Consider the following 12,643-nt stretch of genomic DNA (forward strand, 5'->3'; position numbering starts at 1 on the left):
GTAATGAACTAAAATGATGAATTATATGAGTCATACATCAAAAATGATGGGACGTCGGTTGCCATTGGTGAGAACTTTATTAACGATGAGAGCTCTGTTAATGATGAGCGCTTTGTTTGCTTTGAGCTCTGCTTCTGCGGCTTCTAATTTTGTTACACCTGATGGCTCTTCTTTAGTAAAAACAACAATCGAGCTTCCTCTTCAAGGTGTGACGCTTGAGTATCAAACTAACGTTCGACTGCTTCGTGTATTAGACGACGCAAACGCGAATGCGAGCTCTAACGCTAACGGTACTATTGGTTACTTCCCCCTTTCGGCTCAACTGTTTGATATAACCAATACTGAAGCGACTGCAGTTACTGGATTTAAAGAAGCTAACCAAGCTATCGAAGCCAAAAAGCGCAATGTACTGAACCAGCTTGAAGCTTTCGCAGTAGAAGAGCCAGAAGCAAACTTAGTGCGCCAACAGTTAGCCTCTTTCCAATATCTCAATCGAGTTTTTATTGAGCTAGACCGTAATGCCGTTATCTCTCAATCAGATAAGAACCCACTGCTTGTTTCAAGTTCTCATACTAACAAGCCGTCAGACAGTCAAACTCAAGCCTTTTCTCTGTACTTACCACAACGACCAACGTCCATTCAGTTGATGGGTGCAATGAAAGAGTCGGTAACAATGAATCTGATTGAGCATGGTACGTTGAATGATTACCTCGATGCATTACCGAATGGCTTTATTGGTGAATCTGCAGATAAAAGTGTGGCGTATGTTGTTCAGCCAGATGGCGTGGTGCAAACCATTCAATACGCATACTGGAACGAACAGCCGGTTTACTTAGCACCAGGTGCCATCGTATTTATGGCGTTCTACTCTTTGCCATCGGAATACTCAACGTTGAACCAAGATATTGTCGATTTGCTACGTCATAAGGTTGGCCTGTAATGCTGAAACAGAAATCATTCCCTCTATCGGCAGTGTGTGCATCGGTTACCTGTGCTTTATTAATGACCAATAGCATGTCGACTAGAGCAGAAACAATCATTGATTCCTCTTCAATTCGAGCAGAAAAATCCCCATTCGATGATACTGAATACAGAACATCGCAAATGAACTTTGGTGGTGTTGGCTTGATGCAAATGCCAACAGGCCGAATGGCCCCAGAAGGTGAGTTCAACTTTAGTGCTTCGTTTAATAACGAATACTACTTTTATAACGTCAGCCTGCAGGTGATGCCTTGGCTTGAAACCACCATTCGTTACACACAAACGCAAGACCTGTATTATAGCGGTAGTGGCAATCAAGACTGTTCTCAGAATTCATTCAGTGGCTGTACCAAGCACACCGATAAAGGCATCGACTTTAAACTGCGTTTAATCGAAGAAGGGTACTACTTACCAGAAGTGTCAGTAGGCGTGCGTGACTTCGGTGGTACTGGCTTGTTCGATGGCGAATTTGTCGCGGCAACCAAGCGTTTTGGGCCCGTTGATTTCACTTTGGGCATGGCTTGGGGATACATGGGCACCAGTGGCAATTTCACTAACCCACTGTGCAAAGCCAGTGACAAGTATTGTGAACGCCCGTCTGACTATAAAGGTAATGGCGGCAGTGTCGATTTTGAGCGTTGGTTTAAAGGCGATGCGGCAATTTATGGCGGCTTTGAATACCAAACCCCTTATAAGCCGTTAACCTTAAAGCTTGAATACGATGGCAACGATTACTCTCAAGACTTCCCTGTAGTACGTGGTGGTGTCGACATGACACAACACACGCCATGGAACGTGGGCGCGGTCTACCGTTTTACGGATTGGGGCTCAGCGAAAGTGAGCTATGAGCGAGGCGATACTTTAACCCTTGGTTTCGACCTATCTACCAATTTCAATGAAATGTATTCCGTGTGGCGAGATACCGAAACAGCAGAATTGCGCCCAAGTGGTGTAGATACGGTTGACGATATTGATATGGCGGCCCTTGCAGAAGAACTTGAAACGGTCGCGGGCTATGAACAAGCGCAAATCTTGGTCGACGATAACAGCATTGTGGTAAAGGGTACTCAGGTTAAATACCGAGACAGAGATATCGCCCTTGAGCGTGGTGCGACCGTGATTGCCAACGCGGTGCCGAGTTACATCGATACTTATAAAATCATCGAAAATGATAAATCGATGGAACTCACGGAGACAACGGTAGATGCACAAGCGTTCAAAGCGGCGGCTAATAACAGTTATCTCAATGCTCAAACCAGTGATGCAACCGATACTCACGAGTTAGAGCGCAAGAAATCCGTTATTTATCATGATGGGCGTGAGCGATTCGATGTGTCGATTTCACCAAACCTAGCTCAATCGTTCGGTTCGGCTGAAAACTTCTATTTATACAGTTTGGGTTTATACACCAACGCTTCGTTCTGGGCGTTAAACAATGTTGAACTGTCGGGCTCTTTGTACGTTAACTTAGTCGATAACTACGACAAGTTTAACTATACCGTCCCATCAGACGGCACTGACCAAACGCCAAGAGTAAGAACCTTATTCCGCTCTTACGTTGACGATCCGGTTCGCTTAGATCGCTTACAACTGACGTGGTTTGAAGACTACGGCAGCGGTGTCTACACCCAAGCTTACGGGGGGTACCTTGAAAGCATGTTTGCGGGTGTGGGTGGCGAAATCCTGTATCGACCATTCAACCAAAACTGGGCCATTGGTGCAGACATGACTGCAATAAGCCAGCGCGATCCAGAAAGCTGGTTTGGCACGTTTGATGAAGAGATCCAAGTCAATCCTGATAACAGCAACCGAACGTACAAAGTGATCGATAAAGGCACTACTGGCTTTATCACTGGTTATTACACCCCACAATGGGATTTCTTGAGCGATACCTTGCTTAAAGTGGGTGTGGGTAAATTTCTTGCGGGTGATGTCGGGACTCGTGTCGACTTCTCTAAGCAGTTCAAGAGCGGCGTGATTGCTGGTGCGTTTGTTAGCTTAACCGACATGACAACCGAAGAATACGGTGAAGGCAGCTATACCAAAGGCTTCTACGTATCGATTCCATTTGATTTAGTCACCGTGAAACCAAGCTCAAGCCGCGCTGGTTTTACCTGGTTACCGATCACGCGTGACGGCGGCCAAGTGCTGAACAAGCAGTACAACTTGTTCGATCAAACCGATGCGCGCTCACCTTGGTTCCAAAGGCCGAGTAGCGTTAAGTAGATCGAAAGCAGATACGGGTGACGAGTAAGCGGGATGCGAAGAGCGGGGAAAGAGCAGTCTCGAATAATCGAATAACGAATAGCTTAAGATATCGTGATATTCATTGGGTCTAGCTTTTGGTTCTCCCCCTTGAACGCCGTTCGTTTTTGAACGGTGATGTTCATCAAAGGGGGAGTTAGAGGGGGATATTAATCTATGTGTTACCAACCCCTCCCAGCCTCCCCTTATGTTGGTATTTTCTGCCAAGCAACAGTTGTGATAAAGGGGAGGAGCTAAAAGCATCCCGACACGGCTTTAGGCTCTTCGTTTACTCGTATCTCGCTACTCTCATCTGCTCTTTAGCTCTTCGCCACTCGTTCACTCGAATCCCGTATCTGCTCTTTAACCATTCAACTAGGTTGATAATAAACACAAATTGTGGATAATGCATACGCAATAAAATAACCGTGTGAAAGTCCGATCTTTGGCTCGGTTTATGACAAAAAACCTCTATCTCAATTCCAGATAGATAGAGGCAGATTAACTACGCAGTGTGATGTCGCGGAATATCAAAGGGCGGTAGCGTTCCTATCTTTGATATTAAGTGGGAGCGATATCACAGTAATAGCCCTCCTTAACTCTATTAAATACTGCGTAGCTGATAAAATTGTTTGTTCTAACTTCTTTGGGTGTCCTTTGGGATATCACGACACATTCCGTTTCTATGACTTGGTTAACATGAAGATTAATAAAAATCGTCTCCTTTTAGCGCTCCTTCCTGTATTGCTTGCAGGGTGTACTACTCCAGGAACTCACCTTTCTACTGGCAACAAGAATGTGATTCAGCCTTCAGAGGAACAGCAAGAATCTGATATCTCTGATGTGGTTAACCTTTACCCACTGACAGCTCAATCAGTATCGACTTACCAAACGGGTACATTGTCGGTGTCACAAGCCAACCCTGAACTCGACGTAGACATCGCAAAGTATGAATACAAAGTCGGTGTGGGCGATATCTTAAATATTACGATCTGGGATCACCCTGAACTGACCATTCCTGCGGGCTCTTACCGTAGCAGCACAGAAGCGGGTAACTGGGTTCATGCAGACGGCACCATCTTCTACCCATACATTGGTACAGTAGAAGTTGCAGGAAAAACGGTTCGTGAAATTCGTTCTGATATAGCGGAACGTTTGGCGAAATACATCGAAAGCCCTCAAGTTGATGTAAACGTAGCGGCTTTCCGATCTAAGAAAACCTACATTACCGGTGAAGTATCTAAACCTGGCCAGCAGCCAATCACTAATATCCCTTTAACGTTACTGGATGCCGTGAACCGTTCTGGCGGTTTGTCTGAAGATGCTGATTGGCGTAATGTTTCATTAACCCGCAATGGCGTGGAAGAGAACCTTTCACTTTACGGTTTAATGCAACGTGGTGACCTAACCCAAAACCGCTTACTGCAAGCCGGTGATATTGTTCACGTACCGCGTAATGACAACCAGAAAGTGTTCGTGATGGGTGAAGTGAACGATCCTCAACTACTTAAGATTGATCGCGTTGGGATGAGCCTAACCGAAGCACTCAGCAACGTAGGTGGTATTAACCAGCTGACGGCAGATGCAACGGGTGTGTTTGTGATCCGAACTTCTGATGATAAATCAGAACGCATGGCAGACATCTACCAACTGAATATGGAAGATGCATCAGCTTTAGTGATTGGCACCGAGTTTGATTTAAAGCCTTATGATATTGTTTACGTAACGGCAGCGCCAATCAGCCGCTGGAACCGTGTAATCGGTCAGCTTGTACCAACCATTTCAGGCTTCAACGACCTAACCGAAGGTATGTTGCGCGTTCGTAATTGGTAATAAGCCCTGGTTTGTAATAAACCCTAATTAATCATCAGGTTGCATTGTACGTGTAACCTGATTTTTACATCTAAAAGTAAACCCAGCTTATAAGCCCAATACAATTAGAGACCATTATGTTTAATAAAATTTTAGTCGTATGCGTGGGCAACATTTGTCGTTCCCCGACTGGAGAGCGAGTTTTACAAAACTTGCTGCCCAACAAAGAAGTGGCCTCTGCCGGTATCGCTGCTGAGAAAAGCCGTTTAATTGGTAAGCCTGCAGACGACACTGCCATTTTAATCGCCGCTGAAAATGGGGTTGATGTTGAAAACCATCAGTCTCAGCAAGTTACGCCACAGCTTTGTGCTCAGTATGACTTGATCTTGGTGATGGAGAAGGGCCATTTAGAAGCGCTTACTCAAATATCGCCGGAGGCTCGCGGAAAAACGATGCTGTTTGGTCAGTGGATTGGCCAGAAAGACATTCCTGACCCTTATCGTCAAAGTCGTGAGGCGTTTGAACACGCTTATAAGCTGATTGACGAAGCGGCGCAAGCTTGGGCAAAAAAACTGTAGGTTTAAATGCAATAGATTTTAGATGCAGTAGGTTTTAAATAGACAGCTTTTTAAATGTCATGCTCTAAATGTAGGCATGGCAAAGCCACCAACGGAATAATATAAAAGAGAAGTACGCGGAGCGTATATATCGTCTCTTAAATAGCAATACTTTAGGAAGTAGCAAACAAATGACAACACAACCCTCTCAGCAATCGCATACAGATAACTCTGATGAGATAGATTTAGGAAAACTGCTTGGCATCTTATTAGATGCTAAATGGCTAATCATGCTCACCACATTCGTTTTTGCTGTGTTTGGTATTGCGTTTGCTTTGCTTTCGACGCCGATATACAAAGCGGATGCCCTGATCCAAATTGAAGAGAAAAGCTCTGGTGGCATCTCTTCTATGGTTGGTGATATGGGTGAATTGTTCTCTCAAGAATCTTCAGCTACAACCGAAGTCGAGATCATCAAATCTCGTATGATTTTGGGTGAAACGGTGGATAAGTTTAACCTCACGACGGTGACATCTCCTAACTATGCGCCAATCGTCGGCAAAGGCTTTGCACGCTTAACTGGCGACATCAACCACATTGCGGTTAGCCGTTTCAACATGCCAAGCTATGCGAGCGGTTACGCACACACCATTCAAATTCTCGATGTCGAGCAGGGCACTTACCAACTGGTTCGTGACGATGGGCGCGTTATCTTGCAAGGCAAGGTGGGTGAGCTAGCCACAGCCGACGACTACAGCTTGTTTGTGGCAGGTTTCGAATCTCATAACGGTTTTGAATTCTCGATTGGCCAACGTAGCCGATTGCAAGCGATCGAATGGCTGAAAGCTTCTTTGTCTCTTTCTGAGCAAGGAAAGCAAACCGGTATTTTGAAGCTAAGTTTCGAAGGGGAAAACAAGCAGCAGATTTCTGAAATTCTTAATCATATTAGTCAGACTTACTTCTTACAAAACGTGAAACGTAATTCTGCGGAAGCAGAGAAGAGCTTACAGTTCTTAGAGAGCCACCTTCCTGGTATTAAATCTGAGCTAACGGGCTATGAAGACACGCTAAACAACTATCGTCAAAAGAACGAATCGATCGATTTGGGTTTAGAAGCACAATCAACCCTGAAGGTAATGGTAGAGCTTGAAGCGCAATTGAATGAACTGACGTTTAAAGAGAGTGATATCAGTCAGCGTTTTACTAAAGATCACCCGGCGTATAAGTCACTGATTGATAAGCGTAAAACGTTGTTGGGCGAGCGAGAGCGCCTGAACAAGCAAGTGCAAAAGCTGCCGAAAACACAACGTGAAGTACTACGTATGACACGTGATGTTGAAGTAAACCAACAGATCTACATCCAGCTTTTAAACAAGGTTCAAGAACTGAGCATTATTAAAGCCGGTACGGTCGGTAACGTTCGTATCTTAGATGACGCGCAAGCTTACGCTCGCGCCGTTAAACCGAAGAAGCCATTGATTGTTGTATTAGCGACGCTACTGGGTGGCATGTTAAGTGTCGCATTTGTATTAGTGAAAGCGGCGTTCCACCGTGGTGTTGAAAGCCCAGACCAAATTGAACAAATCGGCCTTCCGGTTTACGCAGCGGTACCAAAATCAGATTTACAGATTGAGCTAACCAACCGATTTAAATCGAAGAAACAGCAAACCAAGGGCACTCAAGCACTGCTTGCTGAATCGAACCCTGCCGATCTTTCGGTTGAAGCACTGCGTGGCCTTCGTACCAGCTTACACTTTGCAATGCTCGAAGCGAAAAACAACATCTTGATGATTTCTGGCCCTGCGCCGGGCATTGGTAAATCATTCATCTCGACTAACTTTGCCGCAGTAGCCGCAAAAACAGGCCAAAAGGTATTGTTGATTGATGCCGATATGCGTAAAGGTTACCTACAACAAAGCTTTGGTGTGAACTGGGACAATGGTCTTTCTGATGTGCTGAGCGGCAAGCAAGAGTTCGCTCAATCAGTGAAAACCACACCGGTAGAGAACCTAGATATTATTACTCGTGGCCAAGTGCCACCGAACCCATCAGAGCTGCTGATGCACCCACGCTTTGCAGAACTAATGGAATGGGCATCGAAAGAGTATGATTTGGTGATTGTTGATACCCCGCCCGTACTTGCGGTAACCGACCCAAGCATTGTCGGCGCCTTCGCTGGCACCACATTAATGGTGGCGCGTTACGGTCAAAACACCATTAAAGAGATAGAAGTGGCTCGTAACCGTTTCGAACAATCAGGTATCGAAGTGAAAGGCGTTATCTTCAACGCCATCGAGAAGAAAGCATCAAGCTCATACGGCTACGGTTATTACAACTACGCGTATTCGAGCGACAAGAAATAAAGTTAAAGAGCAGTAACGAGATGCGAGTAACCGGGTAAACGAAGAGCTAAAGACAGTAACGGGATGCGAGTGGCGAGATACGAAAAGCGCCACTCGAATCCGTTCTTCATCTCTTGTTACTCGTTTACCCGCTCCGCTGCTCGAATCTGCTCTTTTAGCTCTTCGAATCCCGTCTACCCGCCACCCGTATCTATTCTTTATCCAATCTTCAAATTATTCGAAGACTTAGCTTTTGGTTCTCCCCCTTGAACACCGGACTATTGTGAGTGATGGTGTTAATAGAAGGGGGAGTTAGAGGGGGTTGCTAGCGATGCCTAATCAACCCCTCCCAGCCTCCCCTTATATTGATATTTTCTGCCAAGTAACAGTCGTGATAAAGGGGAGGAGCTAAAAGCACAACAACCATCTTCTTCTCCTCGCTCTTAATCTCTTCGCATCCCGTTTACCCGTCACTCGAATCTACTCTTCTACTTCTTCACCACGCCACCCGTTAAATACAATCCAATCGCCGCTAGCACAGGATAGCCAAACGCTTCATTGGTCATTTCCCCTAATGGTTTCCAATCGTAGCCGTGCATGCAGCCCAAAATCACCATCACATGCAGTGCCACATAAGGAATGGTGAACAACAACACAATGTAGCGCTGTACCAATTTAAAAGGTTCATACGCTTTAAGCAGTGCCAGCTTGTGCTTCGCTTTTTCTTCATCAGTAAAAAACATCGCATCTCCTGTGTTGGTGAGTGCATCTAACCCCTTGCTAATCGAAGACTGGCTCCCGAATATTCTTCCGAACAATGTCATACTGCTCCTTGGTTTATTGATTGGCTTTGACCGCATGTATAACCTTTGACTGTATAACCTTATGGTTCGACAACCTTAGCGAGCCCTCTGCTCCGCCATTTATCCGTTGAATTAGATTCCCTATCACGTTCGTCCCTCACTGTAGGGAATGACGACTACTTTTATTAAGTGAATAATCTCACGACTCCGTCATTCCGCCATTCTGTTGCTTTAGAGGCGAGGAACGAAGTATCTGGAATCCGCTTTTAGTCTCTTCGCATCTCGCTTACTCGAATCCCGCAACTGCTCTTCAAATTATTCGAAGACTTAGCTTTTGCTCCTCCCCCTTGAACACCGGACTATTGTGAGTGGTGATGTTAATAAAAGGGGGAGTTAGAGGGGGTTGCTAGCTAATGCCTAACCAACCCCTCCCAGCCTCCCCTTTCGAATCCCGCATCTGCTCTTAAGCTTTTATCTTCAAAACAGGACACGCCTTATTCACGCCCCAATCTTTATGCCCCTTAACATTCTCATCTGAAATCAAGAACTGCTCTTGCAGTGCAGCCATCAAACCAAACAGTGCCTTGCGCTGCGCAAGTGTGAAGTTATCTTCTGGTTGCAGCTCGGCATTACAACCGCCAACCAAACAAACCCCAATATTGCCCTTGTTGTGTCCTTTCACATGCGCGCCAGTTTGCGACAGCGGCCTGCCCAATTGGACATCCCCATTGCGACGAATAACAAAGTGATACCCCACATTGCGCCAGCCTTTCTTTTTATGCCATCGACGAATCTCGGCTACGCCTACATCTTGCTGTGGCGGCGTGGCGCTGCAATGCACAGTAATAAAGGAATATGGCGGGCAATGAGGTAAGCGGAGTAAAACCGAAACCAGGCTGAATGAATAGGATGCTGAAGGTAAACAAGGATCTAACGAAGGGATAAGCTCCATCTTGCTAGCCTGCTCTTCCGAATCAATTCGTTCTTTGGTGTCAGCCCGCTCTGGCAAAACAGACGCTTCTAACGGCTGATTTGGAACTCGATCAGTTGCTGGTGGAGTGTTTGACAAAATAAATCCTCGTGTTGTTGTAAATAGGCGATTAAAGACGTTGATAGCGATTCATTTAAATCAGGGTGCAATGCGATGTGTTGTCGCAGACTGGTGGCTACGGTTTTTTCATGGCCGGGGTGGTGGCTGACATAACGTAAATACATCACGTAATAACCCAGAGGCTGCTTACGCCGCGATCGGCTGATCATCCAACAAATATCGTCATAGCTGGGGGTGTCACCGCATTCATCCTCATTAAAATAACAACCTTCCAAATGGCTTTCTTTATAACCGTTAACTTCATAGCTCAGTACTTGGCCAAACCCATCACTATCACTAAAAAATAACGGCTGACGTGATTGAGTGAGGGAGTTAGCACGGCACTCGATGCTCGCCATACCGGGTTGATACGCTGAAATAAAAAGAGAAACTATCGCCTTCATTAAGCACCTTATTGCTGCATGGGGAGGGCAATGTACTTCAACATTCTTGATTGGGGTTGGCGGGAATAACACGAAAACAGAGGAATACAAAAAAATGAGAGGTGCTTCGAAAAGCCATTGCTTAATAAGGTTGATGTTGCATATCTATCCGAGGCGATTAACCAAACATCTTTTCTTACAACTTATCTCATGGGCCTTTCGCCCCTAAAGCGCCAAAAAGTGTTGTTAATGCTCTGTATATCAATGGATTTCTATACGAATGACTAATTAACAAGGAGCGTTAACCATGTGTGTTTCTCTAATTCTTTCTTTCATCCCATTAAAAACTGGCTCTCCAATAAGCAAGTTGGTGTTATTAAAATTGGCCGATAACGCCGACGCGCGCGGCGTGTGTTTTCCTTCCCTAAATTACTTGGCGCAATATTGCGAAGTGTCGGTAAGAACCGTTAAACGACATGTTAACGAGCTCGAAAAGCAAGGCTTTGTGAAGCGAATAAAGCGGTTTGATGATTCAGGACGCCAGCGCAGCAACATCTATCAGCTGCGCCTTCCCAGCGACAGCCACATTCAGCAGACCGATCTAGTCCAAGCGAATCAAGAGAACGCCAATGTAGAACAAACAGGTTTACCGTCAGCTTCGTCGGAATACCCCCAGAAGACAGAACATGCGCAGAAAACCGACCATTCAGACACTCCCCTGGGTGACTCAAGATCCACCACGGAGAGTGATCACCTGGCACACATAATCTTTCATAAAGAACATAAAACAGAGTTGAGCTTGAAAAACGGCAGCTTGGATGACACCGATGTACTTGATCCCCCAAGCGGTTCTGAACAACATGAGATCTCGACACCTAAAACCAACGTCACAAACCCCATAAGCCAACAGAATGAAGCCGTGATTCACCTGCTCACCAAAGAGGGCAGCGCGCCGATTTATCATGAGTTCTACAAAATCTTAGAGCGAACCTACCCAAAGTTAGATGTGCTGCAAGAACTGCATGCCATGCAAGCCTGGCTGTACATCAACCCCGATAAGCGCAAACCCTTTGAGCACATTGGTCACTTTGTGAATGGCTGGCTAAGAAGAAGCGCCCAAGCCAAAGCGAAGCGAGACTCATCGCCAGTCTTTAAGCAGGCTAGAGCGGCTAAGCAAACAAAAGCGGCTAAACCAGCAAGGGCTTCTGCTTCTACATCGACCAAGGAAGCTAAAACCCAACCGGCAGCCAAGCCCATGGTTCACAAACAACCCACGCCCGTCTCTCAGGCCCTAGCGGACTACCAAGCCAAAAGCACCACCAATCCGTTCGAAGCACGTATCAAGGCCCTAGTTCAATCCAAGTCGCCCTGCACGGATTCTAAAAAGTGACCATTCGATTATTCACAGACGAAGCGCTTGTTCACACAGGTCTAAGTTATTGAAAAATAATAGCTTATAAAGATAAGAGCTTAGGGGGACCAAAGGCTAGGGCAGACCAAGCGCGAATACAGACAAAAAACGTCAAGATACAAAAGTAGAATTAGGGAGAGGGCAAATGGACGATATCAGCCTAAAAAAACTGACAACGGAAGAAAAAGTCACCATTTTAGAAAAAGAGATAGCGCGAGTGGAAGGGCGTATTGGCGAGTTCTTGAAACTGCTTGTTACCCATTACCCACAAGGGCTAACACGTACTGAGATTAAAGCGTTATTGGCGGTAAACAACAACCCAAGCTTCGTTTCGCTATACCGCAACGGCAATATTTTCATTGATATAGAAAAGCGCTACTGCGACGCAGCACAAGAAAACCGCTACCACATAGGCACTCAGTACCTGCAAGACGTACAATGCTCTCGCTGGTTGAATGCGTGGTGAGAGGCTTGTCCAAATAGGGTAAATTCCAAACTAGTCAATATGCACTTACTTTGCTAGAATGCTCCGCATATTTAAAACCGTATGAAAAACGCATAAAGCGAACAAATTGTCACTATTGCCTTTAGGAGCCAAACCTAAGGGCGGTAGCGTACCCAAATGCGACTGGCTAGCAAGTTTAAAAGTGCGGTAAGCCGAAAGGTTGAAAGCTGCTTTGGCGGCCTATTGGGGCGGCTTTTTAAAAGTAAGCAAAGTCTAGGTTCTATAAGGGATGGGCGTAAATCGACTGTCTCAAAATGAATAAGAAGCGTCTCAGGGCTTTAGATTGACTGAGGCATTTTTATGAGATTAGAGCTATAAAATTCAACACATCTTCACGTTCGTGAGTTGTTCTAAAAATATACTACACAGGGCAAGATCATGAAAAACCCATATGGAATAAGGGGTAGCGTGAAGTGATGTTTCCACTAATTTGTACACTGAAGTCACAACAAATTCAATACATTCAAGATCGATTTGATGATCAGATTTAGGTGTGATCATATACTGTTTTTTAA

At 45.4% G+C, this 12,643-nt stretch carries 10 protein-coding genes; 7 read left to right on the forward strand and 3 right to left on the reverse strand.

From position 1 onward, the window contains the following. Nucleotides 1-13: 13 nt before the first annotated feature. From AB6E51_RS15310 to AB6E51_RS15330, 5 genes are all read left to right on the forward strand, one after another. Nucleotides 14-940 carry a capsule biosynthesis GfcC family protein gene (locus AB6E51_RS15310; protein ID WP_372058106.1) on the forward strand — a complete coding sequence of 309 codons (927 nt, stop codon included), beginning with the start codon at nucleotides 14-16 and terminating at the stop codon, nucleotides 938-940. Then, nucleotides 940-3,207, forward strand: a complete 2,268-nt coding sequence (locus AB6E51_RS15315; RefSeq protein ID WP_372058107.1) for a YjbH domain-containing protein — start codon at nucleotides 940-942, stop codon at nucleotides 3,205-3,207. Before AB6E51_RS15310 ends, AB6E51_RS15315 begins: the two co-directional genes overlap by 1 nt. 717 nt (nucleotides 3,208-3,924) lie before the next feature. Continuing rightward, complete coding sequence (locus AB6E51_RS15320; RefSeq protein ID WP_017063131.1) at nucleotides 3,925-5,058, forward strand: polysaccharide export protein; 1,134 nt, start codon at nucleotides 3,925-3,927, stop codon at nucleotides 5,056-5,058. A gap of 116 nt (nucleotides 5,059-5,174) precedes the next feature. Continuing rightward, nucleotides 5,175-5,615 carry a low molecular weight protein-tyrosine-phosphatase gene (locus tag AB6E51_RS15325; protein WP_017069276.1) on the forward strand — a complete coding sequence of 147 codons (441 nt, stop codon included), beginning with the start codon at nucleotides 5,175-5,177 and terminating at the stop codon, nucleotides 5,613-5,615. Between the two features lie 170 nt (nucleotides 5,616-5,785). Then, the gene (locus AB6E51_RS15330; RefSeq protein ID WP_372058108.1) at nucleotides 5,786-7,957 is read left to right on the forward strand and encodes a polysaccharide biosynthesis tyrosine autokinase; all 2,172 of its coding nucleotides are present in this window, start codon (nucleotides 5,786-5,788) and stop codon (nucleotides 7,955-7,957) included. Nucleotides 7,958-8,424: 467 nt separating this feature from the next. Here AB6E51_RS15330 and AB6E51_RS15335 read toward each other — a convergent pair whose 3' ends face one another. The 3 genes from AB6E51_RS15335 to AB6E51_RS15345 form a co-directional block, all read right to left on the reverse strand. Continuing rightward, nucleotides 8,425-8,760: a hypothetical protein gene (locus tag AB6E51_RS15335; RefSeq protein ID WP_004733275.1), complete on the reverse strand. Its 336-nt coding sequence runs from the start codon at nucleotides 8,758-8,760 to the stop codon at nucleotides 8,425-8,427. Between the two features lie 442 nt (nucleotides 8,761-9,202). After that, the gene (locus tag AB6E51_RS15340; RefSeq protein WP_372058112.1) at nucleotides 9,203-9,748 is read right to left on the reverse strand and encodes an N-acetylmuramoyl-L-alanine amidase; all 546 of its coding nucleotides are present in this window, start codon (nucleotides 9,746-9,748) and stop codon (nucleotides 9,203-9,205) included. Nucleotides 9,749-9,759: 11 nt separating this feature from the next. Then, a complete protein-coding gene (locus AB6E51_RS15345; RefSeq protein WP_372058109.1) occupies nucleotides 9,760-10,233 on the reverse strand; it encodes a hypothetical protein in 474 nt (157 codons plus the stop codon). Between the two features lie 286 nt (nucleotides 10,234-10,519). Here AB6E51_RS15345 and AB6E51_RS15350 point away from each other — a divergent pair, with 286 nt between their 5' ends. Then, nucleotides 10,520-11,602: a helix-turn-helix domain-containing protein gene (locus AB6E51_RS15350; RefSeq protein ID WP_372058110.1), complete on the forward strand. Its 1,083-nt coding sequence runs from the start codon at nucleotides 10,520-10,522 to the stop codon at nucleotides 11,600-11,602. 166 nt (nucleotides 11,603-11,768) lie between these two features. Beyond that, a complete protein-coding gene (locus AB6E51_RS15355) occupies nucleotides 11,769-12,089 on the forward strand; it encodes a hypothetical protein (RefSeq protein WP_102398552.1) in 321 nt (106 codons plus the stop codon). Nucleotides 12,090-12,643: the final 554 nt, after the last annotated feature.

Source organism: Vibrio sp. 10N.247.311.47, from assembly GCF_041467535.1.
Lineage (GTDB): Bacteria > Pseudomonadota > Gammaproteobacteria > Enterobacterales > Vibrionaceae > Vibrio > Vibrio crassostreae_C.